Here is an 18,535-nt window from a genome sequence, read left to right on the forward strand (position 1 = left end):
GGTATTTCGACTCCGGCCGGGCAGCCTTATTGCTTACTTCCGTGCAAATGCCTGCTTCAGGAGGACATCCTGCTCGGCAGCGTGCCGCTTCATGGAACCGGCCGCCGTGGAGGCGGATGCCGGCCGGGACACCAGGCGGACCCGGCGGTCCAAGCTCTCCGGCAGGTGCAGCCCCATGAACGGCCACGGGCCCTGGTTTGCAGGCTCGTCCTGGGCCCACACCACTTCGGCGTTGGGGTACTTGTCCAGTTCCGCCTGGATCTCGGCCTGAGGCAGCGGGTAGAGCTGCTCCACGCGGACGATCGCCGTGGTCTTGTCCCCGGTCTTCTGCCGGGTGGACAGGAGATCGTAGTACAGGCGGCCGGAAACGAGGAGAACGCGTTCGACGGCGGTGGCCGGCAGCTGCTCGTGGTCACCGATGACGGGGCGGAACGTGCCGTTGGTGAAGTCCTCGACGGACGACGCGGCAGCCTTGAGGCGCAGGAGCTGCTTGGGGGTGAAGATAATCAGCGGCTTGCGCGGGCGGCTGTACGCCTGGCGGCGCAGCAGGTGGAAGTGCGAAGCTGCCGTGGTGGGGTTGGCCACGATCATGTTGTCCTCTGCACACAGCTGCAGGAAGCGCTCGATCCTCGCGGAGGAGTGGTCCGGGCCCTGTCCCTCGTAGCCGTGCGGCAGCATGAGGACCAGCGAAGAGCGCTGGCCCCACTTCTGCTCCGCGGACGAGATGAACTCGTCGATGATGGTCTGTGCACCATTGACGAAGTCACCGAACTGGGCTTCCCACAGGACCAGCGCGTCCGGGCGCTCCACCGAGTAGCCGTACTCAAAGCCCATGGCGGCGTATTCAGACAGCAGGGAATCGTAGATCCACAGCTTGGCCTGGTCATCGGAAAGATTGCCCAGGGGCAGCCATTCCTTGCCGTTGGCGCGGTCGTGGAAGACGGCGTGGCGCTGTACGAACGTGCCGCGGCGGGAGTCCTGGCCGGCCAGGCGCACGGGGACGCCTTCCATGATCAGCGAGCCGAAGGCCGCGATCTCGCCGAAACCCCAGTCGATGCCGCCCTCGCGGGACATCTGTTCGCGCTTCTCGAGGAGCTGCTTGAGCTTCGGGTGGACCGTGAAGCCGTCGGGGATCTCGACGTGGGCCTTGCCGATCCGGGCCAGGGTGTCGGCGCTGATGGCTGTAGAGGCCGGGGCGTTGACACTGGAGTCCGACTGCTGGGCCATGGGCCGTTCGATGTCTGAGACGGCAGCGGAGTCCGCGGTCACGATCGGAATCGGCGAGGTCTGGGCGGCGTGGGTCTCGGCGAAGACCCGCTCCAGCCGTTCCTGGTAGTCGCGGAGCAGCTGCTCGGCTTCTTCCTCGGTGATGTCGCCGCGGCCGATGAGTGACTCGGTGTAGAGCTTCCGGACTGAGCGCTTGGCTTCGATGAGGTTGTACATCAGCGGCTGGGTCATCGAGGGGTCATCGCCCTCGTTGTGGCCCCGGCGGCGGTAGCACACCATGTCGATGACAACGTCCTTGTGGAAGCGCTGGCGGAACTCGTAGGCGAGCTGGCCAATGCGGACAACAGCCTCGGGGTCGTCGCCGTTCACGTGGAAGACGGGCGCCTGGATCATCTTGGCGACGTCCGTGGAGTACGTGGAGGACCGCGATGAAGACGGGGCGGTGGTGAAGCCCACCTGGTTGTTGACCACGATGTGGATGGTTCCGCCCGTGCGGTAACCGCGGAGCTGGGACAGGTTGAGGGTTTCAGCCACAACGCCCTGGCCGGCGAAGGCGGCGTCACCGTGCACCATGATGGGCAGGACCGGGAAGGATTCGCCCTGGTCCAGCCGGTCCTGCTTGGCCCGGACAATGCCTTCCAGGACGGAGTCCACGGCTTCGAGGTGCGACGGGTTGGCGGCGAGGTAGACCTTGGTCTCCTTGCCGTTGTCCGACGTGAAGGTGCCTTCGGTGCCCAGGTGGTACTTGACGTCACCGGAGCCCTGGACGGAGCGCGGATCCTGGGTGCCTTCGAACTCGCGGAACACCTGGGCGTACGTCTTGCCGGCGATGTTGGTCAGTACGTTCAACCGGCCACGGTGGGCCATGCCGATGGCTACCTCGTCCAGGCCGTCGTCGGCGGCATCGGACATGATGGCGTCCAGCAGCGGGATGAGGGACTCGCCGCCTTCCAGCGAGAAGCGCTTCTGGCCCACGAACTTGGTCTGCAGGAACGTCTCGAAAGCCTCTGCGGCGTTCAGCTTGGAGACGATGCGCAGCTGCTCCTCGCGGCTGGGCTTGGAGTACGGGTGTTCCAGCTGGTCCTGGAACCACTTGCGCTCGGCAGGTTCCTGGATGTGCATGTACTCAATGCCGGTGGTGCGGCAGTAGGCGTCGCGCAGGACACCGAGGATGTCGCGGAACTTCAGCATCGGCTTGCCGCCGAAGCCGCCCGTGGGCCATTCGCGGTCCAGGTCCCAGAGGGTCAGGCCGTAGGTGAGCACGTCCAGGTCCGGGTGCTTCCGCTGCACGTATTCCAGCGGGTCGGTGTCCGCCATGAGGTGGCCGCGCACGCGGAAGGAGTGGATCAGCTGCTGGATCCGGGCGACCTTGTTGATCTCGTCTGCCGGGTCAACCTGCAGGTCGGGGCTCCAGCGGACGGGCTCGTACGGGATGCGCAGCGCTTCGAAGATCTCATCGTAGAAGTTCTGTCCGCCCAGCAGCAGCTGGTGGACCAGCTTGAGGAACTCGCCGCTGCCTGCGCCCTGGATGACGCGGTGGTCGTAGGTCGAGGTCAGGGTGAGGACCTTGCTGATGGCGTTCTGGGCAATGATCTTTTCGCTGGCGCCCTGGAATTCTGCGGGGTAGTCAAGGGCGCCGACGCCGATGATGGCGGCCTGGCCCTTGGAGAGGCGCGGGACAGAGTGCACAGTGCCGATGCCGCCGGGGTTGGTCAGGGACACGGTGGTGCCCTGGTGGTCCTCGGCCGTGAGCTTGCCGTTGCGGGCCCGCTTGATCAGGTCCTCGTAGGTGTGCCAGAACTCGGCAAAGTTGAGGGTCTCTGCCTTCTTGATGTTCGGGACCATGAGCAGGCGGGTGCCGTCGGGCTTGGGCATGTCGATGGCGATGCCGAAGTTGACGTGCGCAGGCTGGACGGCGACGGGCTTGCCGTCCACTTCGTCGTAGTACACGTTCATGGAGGGGAACTGGGACAGCGCGCGGATCACGGCGTAGCCGATGAGGTGGGTGAAGGAGACCTTGCCGCCGCGTGCGCGGGCCAGGTTGGAATTGATGACCACACGGTTGTCGATGAGCAGCTTGGCCGGAATGGCGCGGACACTGGTGGCGGTGGGCACCTGGAGGCTGGTGACCATGTTGGTGGCGATGGCCTTTGCCGGTCCGCGGAGGACGGAGACGACGTCCTCTTCGGGGGCGGTAGGAGCCTTGACGTTCTTGGGCAGCTGCGCCGGGATGGGCTGCGAGCCGGTGCCTGCCTCAGTCTTCTTGCCGCCGTCGCGGGCTTCCGTGGCCGGGGCCTTCTTGACGGGTGCGGGGGCTGCGGGTGCTGCGGGGGCCGGTGCGGCGGCGGGCGCAGCAGCCGGCGACGGTGCCGATGCTGCGGGGGCCTGCTTTACGACCGGGAGTTCCCGGGTGGGGGGATTGGCGACATGCGCGGAATTTCCATTGGAAGAAGAACCGTTGCCCGAGTCGAAGGATTCGAACAGGGGCCACCACTTGGCATCCACGGCGTTCTTGTCCTGCTGGTACTGCTCGTACAGTTCGTCAACGAGCCACTCGTTTCCGCCAAATTCCTCTGGTAGACGGTGGCTTGGCTGCTCTGGCACTTGAAATACGCCTCTTCCATGAGTTTGATTTCTCTTTGGCCCCCCGGTGCTTCAGCACTACGTTCGAACCAGTCTCTGTCCGCTGAACCCGGACCTTTGCAAGTCTAGTGAGCATCCCGTGTTAACTGCCAATAAGGGTGACCCAAATCATGAAGTGACGGACAAAGGTCCGAATATGGCATTGGCGGGGACGCCCCGAAGGCCTCGCCAGCCGGTGGTCGTGGCCAGGCAGGACGTGCGCTTCCCGCCTTCCCGCCAGCGGGGCGGCAGGGCCTGCTCCTGTAGACTGAAATTCTTATGGACAGTAAATCTAGGTGCCGGCCTGGGCGCTGTCAGCGGAGCTCCACGAGCGCCGCGCAGTCCGCCCCCAGAGCCGGCAAACCCCGACAGCGCGCCCATCACCAGCCCACGGCCCAGCTTGCCGCTACCCGCACGGACCAGGCATCGGTTTCCGCCGACCATCCTCCGCCGGGACGAAACAGCGTTTTCTCCCTCCGAACATCCGTCCTCTGTGCGGGTCCCGCAATCCAGGCGGGATGCTGAATGGAGTGGATCCTCGTTGCAGCAGGCCTGCTGCTGATCGCCGGCACGGGCTTCTTCGTTGCTGTCGAGTTTTCCCTTATCGCCCTTGACCAGGCAACCGTCCAGCGGGCAATCGACGACGGCGACACCCGCGCGGTGCCGCTGCTCACCTGCCTTAAGTCACTCTCAACCCAGCTGTCCAGCTGCCAGCTGGGCATTACGCTGACCACGCTGCTTACCGGCTACGTCATGGAGCCGTCCGTGGGCCGCCTCCTCAGGGCGCCGCTGGGCGCCGTCGGGCTTCCTGCTGTGGCGGTGGAATCCGTGTCGCTGGTCCTGGCGATGGTGGTGGCAACGCTGCTGTCCATGCTCCTGGGCGAGCTGGTGCCGAAGAATATGGCCATTGCACTGGCGTTCCCCGTGGGCCGGGCTTTGGCCGGACCGCAGTTGGTCTTCACCACCATCTTCAAGCCCGCCATCCTGGTCCTTAACGGTTTTTCCAACAAGGTCCTGCACGTTTTTGGGCTGGAAGCCAAAGAGGAGATCTCCGGGGCCCGGACGCCGGCAGAGCTTGCGTCGCTGGTCCGCCGGTCCGCAGCGATGGGAACGCTCGACGCCGGGACGGCCAACTTCGTTGCCCGCACCCTTAATTTTTCCACCCGCACTGCGGCGGACGTGATGACGCCGCGCATCAGGCTGGAGACGATCGACGCCGACCAGCCGGTCTCCGACATCGTCGATGCTGCGCGGCGGACCGGGTACTCCCGATTCCCTGTCATTGGTGATTCAGCCGATGACATCCGTGGGCTGGTCCACGTCAAGAAGGCCGTCGCCGTCCCTTGGGACCGCCGGCAGAACCTTGAAGCGGGCGCCATCATGACCGAAGTGCTGCGCGTGCCCGAAACCATCCACCTGGACGCCCTCCTGGCCGAACTGCGGGAGGGGAACCTGCAGTTGGCTGTGGTGCTCGATGAATACGGCGGAACCGCAGGCATTGCCACCCTGGAAGACCTGGTGGAGGAAATTGTGGGCGAGGTGGCGGACGAGCACGACAAGGTCCGCCCCGGACTCCTGCAAAGCGCCTCGGGGGACTGGTACTTCCCCGGTCTGCTGCGGCCCGATGAGTTGTCCGAGCAGATTCCCGGCCTGAGCGTTCCCGACGAGGCAGCCTATGAAACCGTCGGCGGTTACGTCATGAGCAAGCTCGGCCGGATCGCGGCTGTCGGCGATGCGGTTCCTGTCAACGGCGGGACACTCAGCGTGACGCGCATGGACGGCCGCAGGATCGACCGCATCTGCTTCCACCCGGAAGCGGAGCCAGCCCCGCTGGATACCAACAACAGGAGCAAGCCATGAGTGACTGGGCCGGAATCCTGTGGCTCGGCGTCCTCCTGCTGGGCAACGCCTTCTTCGTGGCAGCGGAATTCGCCATCATGTCCGCGCGCCGCAGCCAGATCGAACCCTTGGCGGACGAAGGCTCCAAGCGTGCCCAGACCACCCTGCGCGCCATGGAAAATGTCTCGCTGATGCTGGCGTGCGCACAGCTGGGCATCACGGTCTGTTCGCTGCTGATCCTGCTGGTGGCCGAGCCGGCGATCCACCATCTGCTTGCTGTGCCCATCGAATCGGTGGGCTTGCCCGCGGAAGTGGCCGACGTGGCAGCCTTTGCCGTGGCCCTGATGCTGGTGACCTTCCTGCACGTGACCTTCGGCGAGATGGTGCCAAAAAACATTTCGGTGTCCGTGGCGGACAAGGCGGCCCTGTTCCTGGCCCCGCCGCTGCTGTTTATCTCGCGGCTGGTCCACCCCGTGATTTCGGTCCTCAACTGGTCCGCGAACCACATCCTCAAAGCGATGCGGATCGAACCCAAGGACGAGGTGACGTCCTCTTTCACCTTGGAGGAGGTCCAGTCGATCGTCCAGGAATCCACCCGCCACGGGCTGGTGGACGACGACGCCGGCCTGATCACCGGTGCGCTCGAGTTCTCGGAGCACACGGCGGAGGACATCATGGTCCCGATCGAAAACCTGGTCATGCTGGGCGCATCCACCACGCCCGTGGAATTCGAGAAGGCCGTGAGCCGCACGGGATTCTCCCGTTTCCCGATGCTTGACGACGAGGACATGCTGTACGGCTACCTCCACGTGAAGGACGTGCTGTCCATTCCGGAGTCCGCCTATGAACGGCCGATCGCCGAGAGCCGGGTGCGCTCGCTGGCAAACCTGGCCCTGGGTGACGAGATCGAAAAAGCGATGTCGGTCATGCAGCGCACGGGCTCACACCTGGCGCGTGTCATCGGGCCGGACGGCACCACGCGCGGCGTCCTCTTCCTCGAAGACGTCATCGAACAGCTGGTCGGAGAAATCAGGGACGCGACGCAGGCCACCGGCATCCGCCGCCTGGGCCAGCCGAACGGGGGCTGACGCTCCGGCACGGGCCCCTGCCGCCTTGGCAGGGGCCCTTCCGCTGCCGTACGTAGTGGTGGAAGTCAACCTAAATAGGAATCATTCGCATTTAGGTATAGGCTGGGGATTGTTGTCCTCCCCATCCTGTGTGAACTGAGGTTATCCGTGCGCCGTCCAGCCGCTGCCAGCTCTTTCCTTGCCGCCCTCGCAGGGCTCGGCCTCCTGCTCAGTGCCTGCAGCCCGCAGCAACCCCAGGCCGCGAACCAAGGACAGGAGATCAGCGTCGTAGCGTCAACGAACGTCTACGGTGACATTGCCCGCACCATTGGTGGTGACAAGGTCCAGGTGACGTCCATCATCAACAGCGCAGGGCAGGACCCGCACTCCTACGAGGCGACCGCCCAGGACCGGCTGGCCGTGTCCAAAGCCCGGCTCGTGATCGAAAACGGCGGCGGCTACGACGACTTCCTCCACACCCTGGTGGCAAGCAACAAGCTGGACGCCGAGTCGGTGCTGACCGCCGTCGACGTTTCCGGCCTCGCCCAGCCCGGCGACGCTGCCACTGACGGGACCACGGCCACCCACGACGCCGGGGACGGGCACGACGGGCACGACCACGGCGGCCTCAACGAACACGTCTGGTACAGCCTCCCTGCCATGGAGCGGATTGCCGACGGCATTGCCGGCAAGCTTGCCGCCCTGGACCCCGGTTCAGCCGCCACTTTCACCGCCAACGCGGACTCCTTCAAGTCCTCCTTGTCCGACCTGCACGGCCGGCTCGATGCCATGAAATCCGCCGGGGGAGGCGGCAGGGTGGCCGTCACCGAGCCTGTCCCGATGTACCTGCTGGAAGACGCGGGGCTGTCGAACGTGACACCGGAAGAGTACACGGCCGCCATCGAGGAGGGCGCAGATGTTCCGCCCGCCGTCCTGAAGGAAGCCACCGATCTGGTCGGATCCAGGACAGTCCGCCTGCTGGCCTACAACGCGCAGACGGAAGGGCCGCAGACTGAGGCACTGAAAAAGGCGGCAGAAAACGCAGGGGTACCGGTGGTGGACTTTACCGAGACGCTGCCCGAAGGCAAGACCTACCTGCAGTGGATGACGGACAATGTGAACAACATCAGCAAGGTTCTGGAGACAAACAGGTGAAATCCGTCGTCAGCCTCAAAGGGGCGTGCCTCAAGTTCGGCCAACGCACGCTCTGGGAGGACCTTGACCTGGACATCAGGCCCGGCGAGTTTTTCGCCGTGCTGGGTCCCAACGGCAGTGGCAAGACCAGCTTCCTGAAAGTCCTGCTGGGCCTGCAGAAGCTGCACGCGGGAGAAGTGTCGCTTGGCGGGAAGCCTGTGGAGCGCGGCAGCAGCCTGATCGGCTACATTCCCCAGCAGAAGTCCTTTGCGCCGGACACGCCCATGCGGGCCCGCGACCTGGTGGGACTCGGAGTGGACGGCCACCGCTGGGGTATCCGGCTCTCGCCTGCCAGGACAAACCGCAAGGTGGACCAGCTCCTGGAGCTGGTGGGTGCCTCCGACTACGCCAATGTCCCGGTGGGCCAGCTCTCCGGCGGCGAGCAGCAGCGGCTTCGGGTGGCCCAGGCCCTGGCAAACGATCCGCAGGTCCTGCTCTGTGACGAACCCCTGTTGTCGCTTGACCTGCACCACCAGCAGGCTGTGAGCGCGCTGATCAGCAAGGAAAGCCGTGAGAACAACAGCGCGGTGGTATTCGTCACGCACGAAATCAATCCGATTATCGAGTACGTGGACCGTGTCCTCTACCTCGCCGGGGGCCGTTTCCGGGTCGGCGCCCCGGACGAGGTCATGACCACCGAGGTACTCTCGGATCTTTACGGCAGCCATGTTGAGGTGATCCGCGCCAATGGCCGGCTGGTGGTGGTCGGCCTTCCCGACGCCACCACCCATCACCACGCCGGGGCGGACGCGATGGCAGGGGAGGTGGCGTAATGGACGCCGACAGCATCCTGGGTGCGATCTTCAATTTCGACAACTACGGCGAACTGCTGGTCCTGGTCCAGAATTCCATCTGGGCGGGCGCCATCCTGGGGCTCCTTGGCGGCCTGGTGGGCACCTTCGTCATGAAGCGGGACCTTGCCTTCGCCGTGCACGGCATCTCCGAGCTGTCCTTTGCCGGGGCAGCCTTTGCGCTCCTGATCGGCGCGGACGTGGTCTTCGGGTCGCTGGTGGGATCGGTGGCGGCCGCGCTGCTGCTGGGCCTGATGGGCGTCCGGGCGCGGGACAAGAATTCAATCATCGGGGTCATCATGCCGTTCGGCCTGGGACTGGGCATCCTGTTCCTGTCCCTGTACCAGGGCCGGGCCGCCAATAAGTTCGGGCTGCTGACCGGGCAGATCGTCTCCGTCGACACAGTCCAGCTCCAGGTACTCGCCGGAACTGCCGTCGTCGTCATCCTTGTGCTGGCGGCCGTCTGGCGGCCCCTTAACTTCGCCAGCGTCGATCCGGAACTTGCCGAAGCGCGGGGAGTCCCAGTCCGCAGCCTGGCCCTCGTCTTCATGATTGTCCTGGGCGTCAGCGTGGCCCTGTCCATCCAGGTGGTGGGTGCACTCCTGGTCCTCGCCCTGCTGATCACCCCGGCTGCCGCGGCAATGCGGGTAACGTCCTCGCCGGTGGCGGCCGTGGTCCTCAGCGTGGTCTTCGCCGTGACTGCCACAGTGGGCGGCATCCTGCTGGCTCTGGGCGGACGGATCCCCATCAGCCCCTATGTCACCACGTTGTCGTTCCTGATCTACGTGGTGTGCCGGGGCATCGGATCGGTGCGGGCGTCCAAGGGAATCAACGGACGGGTGCTTACAGCTTCCCGGCAGCCTTAAGGGCGGTGCAGTCCGGGCACAGCCCGAAGATTTCCACCGTGTGGTCCACTTCGGTGAACCCATGCTCCGCCGCCGTGCGCACGGCCCATGTCTCCACGGCGGGGGCCTCCACCTCCACGGCCTTTCCGCAGTTCCTGCACAGCAGGTGGTGATGGTGGCCGGTCACAGCGCAGCGGCGGTACACGGCCTCCCCGTCCCCGTTGCGCAGCACGTCCACCAGGCCCTCATCGGCAAGGGACTGCAGGATCCGGTACGCGGTGGCCAGCGATACGGACACGCCCTGGTTCTGCAGGATCCGATAGAGCTCCTGCGTGCTGACGAAGTCGTCAAGCCTGTCCAGCGCGGCACTGACGGCCTTGCGCTGCTTGGTGACACGCTGTTCCTTGCCGCCTCCTGCCGGGGACAGGGCGGCGGAATCAGCCTTGGCGCCGATCGGCATGGACGAACTCGCTTCCGTGGGGGGCAAACATCAAGATTACCAGCCGGATCTTCATGGACAGCGTTCCGGAACGGACCCTAGGCTGGCGCGTATGAAGCTGACCAAATACACCCATGCCTGTGTCCGGCTCGAGAAGGAGGGCCAGGTCCTGGTCCTCGATCCCGGGACCTTTTCCGAATCCGAAGAGGCGCTCTCAGGAGCCCACGCCGTCCTGGTGACGCACGAACATGCAGACCACCTGGACGCCGAGGCAGTGCGGACAGCCATGGAGGCCAACAAGGGCCTTGAGCTCCACGCACCCGCGGGCGTGGCACAGCAGCTGCGCCAGGATGGCCCGAGTGCCGCGGACCGCATCCATGACGTGGATCCGGGGGCCTCGTTCCAGGCGGCAGGGTTCGACATCCGCAGCTTTGGCGGCCAGCATGCCCTGATCCACCCCCAGATCCCCATGGTGGCCAACATCGGCTTCCTGGTGGACGGGAACGTCTACCACCCGGGGGATTCCTTCGTCATCCCGGACGGCATCAGCGTCCAGACGCTCCTGGTCCCGCTGCACGCACCCTGGAGCAAGTCAGCCGAGGTGGTCGACTTCGTGATCGGCGTCCGGGCACCGCGGGCGTTCCAGATCCACGACGGCCTGCTCAATGCCACCGGGCTCGGCATCGTCGAAAGCCACGTCAAGCGGATTGGGGCCAAATACGGCACGGATTACCGTCATCTGGAGCCCCGCGAGTCAGCGGAGGTCTAGCCCGCCCATTCCCCGGTGTCCAGGAAACGCGCAATGACCGCTTCGTACGGTGCCGGATCCAGCCCTTGGCCAGCCAGCCAGTCCTGGTTCCAGTAGCTGCCCGCATAGCGGTCGCCGCCGTCGCACATCAAGGACACCACACAGCCGCGGCGGCCTTCCGCCGCCATGCCGGCAATGGTCTGCCACACACCCCACAGGTTGGTGCCGGTGGACGGCCCCGCGTGCAGTCCGGCGTAGGAACGAAGGTGCCGCATCGCGGCTACGGACGCCGCATCCGGTACCTGGACCATTCTGTCGATCACTGTCGGGATGAAGCTGGGCTCCATGCGTGCCCGCCCGATGCCTTCGATCCGGGACGGCAGGCCGGTGGGCTTACCGGCTGGTTCCCCCAGCCAGCCGGGGTAGAACGCGGAGTTTTCCGGGTCCACCACCAGCAGCCTGGTGGGATGGCTGTGGTAGCGCAGGTAGCGGCCGATCGTGGCGCTGGTTCCGCCGGTGCCGGCCCCCACCACGATCCAGTCCGGCACCGGGTGCGGCTCCAGGCCCAACTGGCCGAAGATCGATTCGGCGATGTTGTTGTTGCCGCGCCAGTCCGTGGCCCGCTCGGCGTAGGTGAACTGGTCCATGTAATGACCGTTGCAGGTGGCAGCCACCTCTTCGGCGGCCGCGTACACTTCTGACGCGTTCTCCACCAGCAGGCATGAGCCGCCGAACTGTTCGATCAGCGCGATCTTTTCGGGACTGGTGGTGCGTGCCATCACGGCGACGAACGGGAGCCCCAGCAGTTGGGCGAAGTAGGCTTCCGAAACAGCAGTACTTCCGCTGGACGCCTCAACGATGGTGGTGTCCTTGCGGATCCAGCCGTTGACCAGGCCAAACAGGAACAGCGACCTGGCCAGCCGGTGCTTGAGGCTGCCGGAGCGGTGCGTTGACTCGTCCTTGAGGTACAGCTGGATGCCCCAATGCTCCGGCAACGCCACGGAGTACAGGTGCGTGTCCGCTGACCGGTTGTTTTCCGCAGTGATGGTCCGGATGGCCTGGTCCGCCCAGTCGCGGTCCGTTCCACTGGTGCCCGTGCCGGTGCTGCCCTCGATCTTCACCGCACCAGCCTACCCGCGGCAGCCGGATTGCCCGTCTAAAGTTGGACCGTTGCCCGCGCCGGCAGATGGCGCTGATCCCGCAGAAGGAGCACCATGAAGCCGCTGATTGACGTTCCCGGCCTTGACGCCAGGATTGCTGCCGGACACCGGACGGTGCTGCTGGACGTGCGCTGGGCGCTCGGAGATCCGCACGGCCGCGACCACTACCTGGCGGAGCACCTCCCGGGCGCAGTCTTCGTTGACCTGGCCACGGAGCTGGCAGATCCGGCCGTACCGGACCGGGGGCGGCACCCCTTGCCGTCCCGCGTCCGTTTCCAAGAGACGGCCCGTCGATGGGGTGTGCGTCAAGGCGACGTGGTGGTTGCCTACGACGACAGCGGCAACATGGCGGCGGCGCGGCTCTGGTGGATGCTGCGCGACGCCGGCCTGGCGGAGGTTTACCTGCTCGACGGCGGCCTGGGCGCCTGGCGTGCCGCGGGCCTGCCGCTTGAAGCGGGCAGCGTCCACCCCGTCCCCGGCGACGTCGAGCTGGGCAGCGGGCAGATGCCCGTGGTCGACGCCGGTGCTGCCGCCGCCTGGCCACAGGGCGGCCTGCTGCTCGATGCGAGGGCGGGGGAGCGCTACCGGGGCGAGGTTGAACCGGTCGACCCCCGGGCCGGCCATATTCCCGGCGCAGTCAGTGCGCCCACCACAGCGAACGTGGACCAGTCCGGGAAATTCCTGGCACCGTCGGAGCTGCGGCAGAGGTTCGAATCCGTGGGCGTCCAGGACGGCCGCCCGGTGGCCGTGTATTGCGGCTCCGGCGTCACGGCAGCCCATGAGGTGGCCGCACTGGAACTGGCCGGGTTCTCCGCTGCCCTCTACCCGGGCTCCTTCTCCGAATGGTCGAACCGCGCTGACCTGCCGGTGGCCACCGGCGCGGAACCGGGGGACGGTGCCGGTCCGGGTGGAAACTACGGTCAACCCGGGGGTAGCGTCGCACTATGACTCCAGGACGCCCCGTACCACCGCCCCTTGCCCACCCGATCCCGACGGCCGCCGCCGCACCGGCAGCAGCCGAAGACACAACAGCCGCAGGCACCGGCGTGCTGGCAGCAGCGTACGGCGCAGTGTCCGGAGACAGCGGCCTGGTGCCGCTGACAGTCGCCCGGCGCGCCCCCAAGCCGGACGACGTGGAGATCGCCATTGAGTTTTGCGGACTCTGCCACTCCGATGTGCACGCCACCCGGGGAGAGTGGGGCGGCCAGGCATACCCGTTGGTCCCGGGCCACGAAATCGTGGGAAAGGTCAGCAGGACAGGCGCTAACGTCACCGACTTCGCGGTGGGCGACCGCGTGGGCGTTGGCTGTATGGTGAACTCCTGCCGCGAATGCGAGAGCTGCCTGGACGGCCTTGAGCAATACTGCGAAAACGGGATGACCGGCACCTACGGCGCCAAGGACCGGCGCAACGGAGACGCCGTGACCCAGGGCGGCTACGCATCCTCGATTGTGGTGGACCGCCGCTACGTCCTCCGCGTCCCGGAATCGTTGGATCCGGCAGCCACCGCGCCCCTGCTGTGTGCCGGCGTCACCACCTTTTCGCCGCTGCGCCACTTCGACGTCGAGGAAGGTGACGTGGTGGGCGTGGTAGGACTTGGCGGACTCGGCCACATGGCCGTCAAGCTGGCCAAGGCCATGGGGGCAAAGGTGGTGGTGTTCACCACCTCCGAATCCAAGGTTGCGGCCGCCCTCGAACTTGGAGCGGATGAGGTGGTGCTGTCCCGTGACGAGGACGCCATGGCCGCCGCAAACCGCACCATCGACCTCATCATCGACACTGTGGCCGCGCCACACGACCTGAACCCGTTCTTCCGCACCCTGCGCGTTGACGGCGCACTGTTCCAGCTGGGACTCCCCTCCGAGGCCATGCCGCCGGTCAACCCGGGTGCCCTGATCCGGCGCAGGATTGCCTACGCAGGGTCGCTGATCGGGAGCATCGCCGAAACGCAGGAAATGCTCGACTTCTGCGCTGAACACGGCGTGGTGGCCGATATCGAAATGGTGTCCGCCGGCCAGCTCAATGAGGCCTACGACCGGATGGTCGCAGGCGACGTAAAGTACCGCTTCGTGCTGGACGCCGGCACGCTCCAGGCAGCAGCAGGAAAGGCAGACGCATGAGCACACTGTTCACGAAGATCCTGAAGGGCGAGATTCCCGGCCGGTTCGTCTGGCGCGAGGACGACGTCGCGGCCTTCCTGACCACCGGCCCGCTTGCCGACGGCCACACCCTGGTGGTCCCCACCGCAGAAGTGGACCGCTGGACCGACGCGTCGCCGGAGACCCTTGCCAGGGTTATGGAAGTGGCGCGCCGGATTGGTGCCGTCCAGGTGGATATCTTCGGCGCCCGGCGGGCCGGCCTGATCGTAGCGGGCTACGAGGTCAACCACCTGCATGTGCATGTGTGGCCCTCGCAGAGCATGGCTGATTTCGACTTCGGGTCAGCGGACCAGAATCCCGATCCCGCAGTACTGGATGCCAACGCCGAAAAGCTGCGCAGTGGCCTCCGGTCGGCAGGGTACGGGGCATTCGTCCCGGCCGCCTGACGTCCCGCCCCGTCCTGCGTGCCCGGTTTTTCCGGCCGGGCACGCGGGACGCATTGAGCAGCAGAAGATGTTCAGGCCGGGGCGAGGGCCTTGTTCAGAACTGTTCGGATGCGCTTCTCGGACACGGAGTAGGCCGTTCCGAGTTCGACGGCGAACAGGCTCACCCTGAGCTCTTCGATCATCCAACGCACCTGGGTTAATTCCCGGCCGGCGCGCCGCCCCGGCAGCAGCGCCGACACGGCGTCGTCGTAGTCGTCCTCCAGCCGCTGCACCACCGCCATGTTCAAGGCGTCGCGCTGCACGTTTCCGGGCAGGCGCTCCAGGCGTTTTTCGATAGCCGTAAGGTACCGCGGGAGCTGGCTCAGCTGGGCGTAGCCCGTGCGTGCCACAAAACCCGGATACACCAGTTGTTCCAGCTGGCTCTTGATGTCGTTCAGCGCGCTGATCAGGGCCAGGCTGGAGGTGCCCTTGAGCTGCTTTTCAATCCGCCGGGTGCTGGCCAGGATGCGCTCCACGACGGCGGTGACGGTGAACACGGTGTCGATCAGTTCAGCACGCACCACCTCATACAGGGCATCGAATGCCGGCCGGTCCCAGGGGAGTTCCGCGGGAGTCAGCTTGTCGATGGCCGCCAGTGCGCAATCGGCAATCAGGGCAGTCACCGAGCCATGCGGGTTCTGGCTGAAGGTAAGTTTCTCGGTGTTGCTCAGGTGCTCCAGGACGTAGCGGTCCGGTGCCGGAACACGCAGTGCCAGCAGCCGGATCACCCCGCCGCGCATTGCATCGAGCTGTTCCTCTGCCGTCTGGAACACGCGCAGCGCCACCGCCTGGCCCTGGTCCACGAGGGCCGGATATCCAGTGACCGTGTGGCCCTTGACCATGCTGCTCACCTGGCGCTCCACGGCGCCGAAGCTCCATTCGGTCAGGCCTTCCCGTTCCACGAACCCTGCCGTGGCCGGGGCGCCCGGCGCCCCGGTGCCCTGCTGACCGGCCGGCCGCCCGGCGTCGGACGTCTTTCCCTTCCGGCGCTGCCCATTGGTGGCGGCACCGGGCGCAGTTGAGGCCGGGGTGGCGCCAAGGGATTCGGCAATGGCACGACGGGTGGCGGGGGCGAGCTGCTCCTGCAGTCCGGCCAGGTCCTTGCCCTCGCCCAGGATTTTGCCTTGGCTGTCCACCACCTTGAAACTGACGCGCAGGTGCGGGGGAACGGCGTCCCAATTCCAGGAGCCGGGCGGGATGACTGCGCCGCGGATCCGCCGCAGCGCCAGCTCCAGCGAGGGCTCCAGCCCGTCCGTGGCGGGATCGAAATCGGACTCGAGGAGCGCAACGGCCTGCCGGGCAACATCGGGCGCGGGAACGAAGTTCTTCCGGACCTGCTTGGGCAGCGACTTGATCAGGGCGGTCACCAGCTCCACCCGCTGGCCGGGGATCAGCCACCGGAACGGGGCGTCGTCGAGCTGGTTGAGGAACAGGACCGGCACTTCGGCCGTGACGCCGTCGGACGGATCCGGTGCGGACCCCGGCGCCACGGGATGGAACTCATAGGTCAGCGGAAGCTCGAAGCCTTTGTGCAGCCAGGTCTTCGGATAGGCCGAATCATCGAGGTCGTCCGCGTCGTCGCTCAGGAGCAGCGACTTGTCGTAGTCCAGGAGGTCCGGGTTCTCCCGGCGGGCGTCCTTCCACCATTTGTCGAAGTGCCGTTCGGACACCACATCGGGGCCGATCCTGGCGTCATAGAACTCGAACAGGGTTTCGTCATCCACCAGCAGGTCCCGGCGGCGCATGCGGGCCTCCAGTTCCTCCACCTCATGCAGGAGGGCCCGGTTGCGGTGGAAGAACTTGTGGTGGGTGCGCCAGTCGCCTTCCACCAGTGCATGCCTGATGAACAGCTCACGGGCCACCACCGGATCAACCCGGCCGTAATTGATCCGCCGCTGGGCGATGATCGGAACGCCGTAGAGGGTGACCTTTTCGTAGGCCATGACGGCACCCTGCTTGGTTGACCAGTGGGGTTCGCTGTAGGAGCGTTTCACCAGGTCCGGGGCTACCTGTTCAGCCCACACCGGATCGAATCTGGCCGCCACCCTGGCCCAAAGCCGGCTGGTTTCCACCAGCTCGGCTGCCATGACGAACGTGGGGGACTTCTTGAAGAGCGCGGAGCCCGGGAAGATCGCGAAACGGCTGCCCCGGGCGCCGGCGTATTCCCGCTTCCGCTCATCAAGGATGCCGATGTGGCTCAGGAGTCCGGAGAGCAGGCTGATGTGGATGCCATCGTGGTTTCCTACCGGATCCACCAGGCGCTTGTTATCCAGCGTAATTCCCAGCGGCCGGGCAAGCTGGCGCAGCTGGGCGAAGAGGTCCTGCCACTCCCGCACCCGCAGGTAGTTGATGAATTCAGCGCGGCACAGGCGGCGGAAGGCCGAGGACGAGAGTTCCTGCTGTTTCTCCTGCAGGTAATTCCAAAGGTTGAGGTAGCCGGTGAAGTCCGAGTTCTCGTCCCGGAAGCGGTTGTGCTTTTCCGCGGCCAGCTGCTGCTTGTCGGTGGGCCGTTCGCGTGGGTCCTGGATGGTCAGGGCGGCCGCCAGGACCATGACCTCGCGGACGCAGCCGCGTTTTCCCGCCTCCACGATCATGCGGCCCAGGCGGGGATCCACGGGAAGCTGGGCCAGTTTCTGCCCGACGGCGGTGAGGCCGCCGCCCGTCCGGCCGCCGGTTTCCCCCGGCTTGGTGCCGCTGCCCTGGGCACGTGCGGGGGCCAGGGCACCAAGCTCGCGAAGGAGCGTGACGCCGTCGTTGATGGCACGGGTTTCCGGCGGTTCAACGAAGGGGAAGTCTTCCACGTCCTTTGGTCCCCTGGCCACGCCCATGGCGGTCATCTGCAGGATGACGGCGGCGAGGTTGGTCCGCAGGATCTCGGGGTCCGTGAAGCGGGGCCGGGACTCGAAGTCCTCTTCGGAGTACAGGCGGATGGCGATGCCGTCCGAAACACGGCCGCAGCGGCCCGAGCGCTGGTTGGCGGAGGCCTGCGAGACGCGCTCGATGGGCAGGCGCTGGACCTTGGTGCGGTGTGAGTACCGGGAAATGCGGGCGGTGCCGGTATCGATGACGTACTTGATGCCCGGAACCGTCAGCGACGTTTCCGCCACGTTGGTGGCCAGCACGATCCGGCGTTTGCTGCCGGGATGGAAGACCTTGTGCTGCTCCTGCAGGCTCAGGCGGGCAAAGAGGGGGAGGATCTCGGTGTTGGCCAGCCTGCGGTTGGACTGGATCCGGGACTGCAGTGCCTCTGCGGCATCCCGGATTTCGCGCTCGCCGGAGAAGAACACCAGGATGTCGCCCGGCGCCTCCGCGGCGAGCTCGTCCACGGCATCGCAGACGGCGTCCAGCGGATCCCGGTCCTCTTCGAGTTCGTCGTCAGAGGCGTCTTCTTCGTCCTCTTTCGGCTGCGAGAGGGGGCGGTAGCGGATTTCCACCGGGTAGGTCCGGCCGGACACCTCGACAATGGGTGCCGGGTCTTCCGGGGTGCCAAAGTGCTTGGCGAACCGTTCGGGGTCGATGGTGGCCGAAGTGATGATGACCTTCAGGTCCGGCCGCTGGGGGAGGACCCGCTTGAGGTAGCCCAGGATGAAGTCGATGTTGAGGCTGCGTTCGTGGGCCTCGTCGATGATGATGGTGCTGTATTTCCGGAGCAGTTTGTCCCGCTGGATCTCGGCGAGGAGGATGCCATCGGTCATGAGTTTGACCTTGGTGGCCTTGCTGACCTCGCCCGTGAAACGGACCTGGAAGCCTACTTCCTGGCCGATCTCGACGCCGAGCTCCTCCGCGATGCGCTCGGCCACCGTACGGGCTGCCAGCCGCCGGGGCTGGGTGTGGCCAATGAGGCCTTTCTCGCCCAGTCCCAGTTCCAGGCACATCTTGGGGATCTGGGTGGTCTTTCCGGAACCGGTCTCGCCGGCGATGATGGTCACCTGGTTGGCGGCGATGGCCGCCATCAAGTCCTCGCGGCGCTCGGAGACCGGCAGCTCGGCGGGATAGGAGATATGAAAAGTCATGGCTGC

At 66.0% G+C, this 18,535-nt stretch carries 13 protein-coding genes; 9 read left to right on the forward strand and 4 right to left on the reverse strand.

Annotated features, from left to right (window positions below):
- Positions 1-33: 33 nt before the first annotated feature.
- Positions 34-3,831 (reverse strand): multifunctional oxoglutarate decarboxylase/oxoglutarate dehydrogenase thiamine pyrophosphate-binding subunit/dihydrolipoyllysine-residue succinyltransferase subunit, encoded by a 3,798-nt coding sequence (locus HNO81_RS02680; protein WP_175316592.1) that lies wholly within the window; start codon positions 3,829-3,831, stop codon positions 34-36.
- A 543-nt stretch (positions 3,832-4,374) separates the two neighbouring features.
- Between HNO81_RS02680 and HNO81_RS02685 the strand changes: the two genes are divergently transcribed.
- The 5 genes from HNO81_RS02685 to HNO81_RS02705 all read left to right on the forward strand — a co-directional run bounded on the left by HNO81_RS02685 (position 4,375) and on the right by HNO81_RS02705 (position 9,606).
- Positions 4,375-5,709: a hemolysin family protein gene (locus tag HNO81_RS02685; RefSeq protein ID WP_175316593.1), complete on the forward strand. Its 1,335-nt coding sequence runs from the start codon at positions 4,375-4,377 to the stop codon at positions 5,707-5,709.
- Positions 5,706-6,776 (forward strand): hemolysin family protein, encoded by a 1,071-nt coding sequence (locus tag HNO81_RS02690; protein WP_175316594.1) that lies wholly within the window; start codon positions 5,706-5,708, stop codon positions 6,774-6,776. Before HNO81_RS02685 ends, HNO81_RS02690 begins: the two co-directional genes overlap by 4 nt.
- A 147-nt stretch (positions 6,777-6,923) precedes the next feature.
- Positions 6,924-7,910 carry a metal ABC transporter solute-binding protein, Zn/Mn family gene (locus HNO81_RS02695; RefSeq protein ID WP_175316595.1) on the forward strand — a complete coding sequence of 329 codons (987 nt, stop codon included), beginning with the start codon at positions 6,924-6,926 and terminating at the stop codon, positions 7,908-7,910.
- Positions 7,907-8,722 carry a metal ABC transporter ATP-binding protein gene (locus tag HNO81_RS02700; protein ID WP_175316596.1) on the forward strand — a complete coding sequence of 272 codons (816 nt, stop codon included), beginning with the start codon at positions 7,907-7,909 and terminating at the stop codon, positions 8,720-8,722. Before HNO81_RS02695 ends, HNO81_RS02700 begins: the two co-directional genes overlap by 4 nt.
- Entirely contained in the window at positions 8,722-9,606 is an 885-nt protein-coding gene (locus HNO81_RS02705) for a metal ABC transporter permease (RefSeq protein WP_175316597.1), read from the forward strand. Before HNO81_RS02700 ends, HNO81_RS02705 begins: the two co-directional genes overlap by 1 nt.
- Here HNO81_RS02705 and HNO81_RS02710 read toward each other — a convergent pair.
- Entirely contained in the window at positions 9,584-10,045 is a 462-nt protein-coding gene (locus HNO81_RS02710) for a Fur family transcriptional regulator (RefSeq protein ID WP_175316748.1), read from the reverse strand. The two genes, HNO81_RS02705 and HNO81_RS02710, sit on opposite strands and share 23 nt — an antisense overlap.
- A gap of 91 nt (positions 10,046-10,136) precedes the next feature.
- Between HNO81_RS02710 and HNO81_RS02715 the strand changes: the two genes are divergently transcribed.
- Positions 10,137-10,793 carry an MBL fold metallo-hydrolase gene (locus tag HNO81_RS02715; protein WP_175316598.1) on the forward strand — a complete coding sequence of 219 codons (657 nt, stop codon included), beginning with the start codon at positions 10,137-10,139 and terminating at the stop codon, positions 10,791-10,793.
- Here HNO81_RS02715 and HNO81_RS02720 read toward each other — a convergent pair.
- Complete coding sequence (locus HNO81_RS02720) at positions 10,790-11,893, reverse strand: PLP-dependent cysteine synthase family protein (RefSeq protein WP_175316599.1); 1,104 nt, start codon at positions 11,891-11,893, stop codon at positions 10,790-10,792. The two genes, HNO81_RS02715 and HNO81_RS02720, sit on opposite strands and share 4 nt — an antisense overlap.
- Positions 11,894-11,986: 93 nt before the next feature.
- On the opposite strand from HNO81_RS02720, the gene HNO81_RS02725 reads away from it, so the two are divergent.
- Genes HNO81_RS02725 through HNO81_RS02735 form a run of 3 tightly spaced genes read left to right on the forward strand, consistent with a single transcriptional unit; the run spans position 11,987 to position 14,477 of the window.
- Positions 11,987-12,880: a sulfurtransferase gene (locus HNO81_RS02725; protein WP_175316600.1), complete on the forward strand. Its 894-nt coding sequence runs from the start codon at positions 11,987-11,989 to the stop codon at positions 12,878-12,880.
- The gene (locus HNO81_RS02730) at positions 12,877-14,052 is read left to right on the forward strand and encodes an NAD(P)-dependent alcohol dehydrogenase (protein ID WP_254703272.1); all 1,176 of its coding nucleotides are present in this window, start codon (positions 12,877-12,879) and stop codon (positions 14,050-14,052) included. Before HNO81_RS02725 ends, HNO81_RS02730 begins: the two co-directional genes overlap by 4 nt.
- Positions 14,049-14,477, forward strand: coding sequence for an HIT family protein (locus HNO81_RS02735; RefSeq protein ID WP_175316601.1), 429 nt, complete (start codon positions 14,049-14,051; stop codon positions 14,475-14,477). Before HNO81_RS02730 ends, HNO81_RS02735 begins: the two co-directional genes overlap by 4 nt.
- Before the next feature lie 71 nt (positions 14,478-14,548).
- Here HNO81_RS02735 and hrpA read toward each other — a convergent pair whose 3' ends face one another.
- Complete coding sequence (gene hrpA / locus HNO81_RS02740) at positions 14,549-18,529, reverse strand: ATP-dependent RNA helicase HrpA (protein ID WP_175316602.1); 3,981 nt, start codon at positions 18,527-18,529, stop codon at positions 14,549-14,551.
- Positions 18,530-18,535: the final 6 nt, after the last annotated feature.

Origin of the sequence: Pseudarthrobacter sp. C4D7 (assembly GCF_013359725.1) — a bacterium.
Lineage (GTDB): Bacteria > Actinomycetota > Actinomycetes > Actinomycetales > Micrococcaceae > Arthrobacter.

Excerpts from the sequence above, each read along its gene's own strand:
- HNO81_RS02715 (WP_175316598.1), top strand. The coding sequence starts at position 10,137 with ATGAAGCTGACCAAATACACCCATGCCTGTGTCCGGCTCGAGAAGGAG.
- HNO81_RS02735 (WP_175316601.1), top strand. The coding sequence starts at position 14,049 with ATGAGCACACTGTTCACGAAGATCCTGAAGGGCGAGATTCCCGGCCGG.
- HNO81_RS02690 (WP_175316594.1), top strand. The coding sequence starts at position 5,706 with ATGAGTGACTGGGCCGGAATCCTGTGGCTCGGCGTCCTCCTGCTGGGC.
- hrpA (WP_175316602.1), bottom strand. The coding sequence starts at position 18,529 with ATGACTTTTCATATCTCCTATCCCGCCGAGCTGCCGGTCTCCGAGCGC.
- HNO81_RS02705 (WP_175316597.1), top strand. The coding sequence starts at position 8,722 with ATGGACGCCGACAGCATCCTGGGTGCGATCTTCAATTTCGACAACTAC.
- HNO81_RS02730 (WP_254703272.1), top strand. The coding sequence starts at position 12,877 with ATGACTCCAGGACGCCCCGTACCACCGCCCCTTGCCCACCCGATCCCG.
- HNO81_RS02710 (WP_175316748.1), bottom strand. The coding sequence starts at position 10,045 with ATGCCGATCGGCGCCAAGGCTGATTCCGCCGCCCTGTCCCCGGCAGGA.
- HNO81_RS02725 (WP_175316600.1), top strand. The coding sequence starts at position 11,987 with ATGAAGCCGCTGATTGACGTTCCCGGCCTTGACGCCAGGATTGCTGCC.
- HNO81_RS02685 (WP_175316593.1), top strand. The coding sequence starts at position 4,375 with ATGGAGTGGATCCTCGTTGCAGCAGGCCTGCTGCTGATCGCCGGCACG.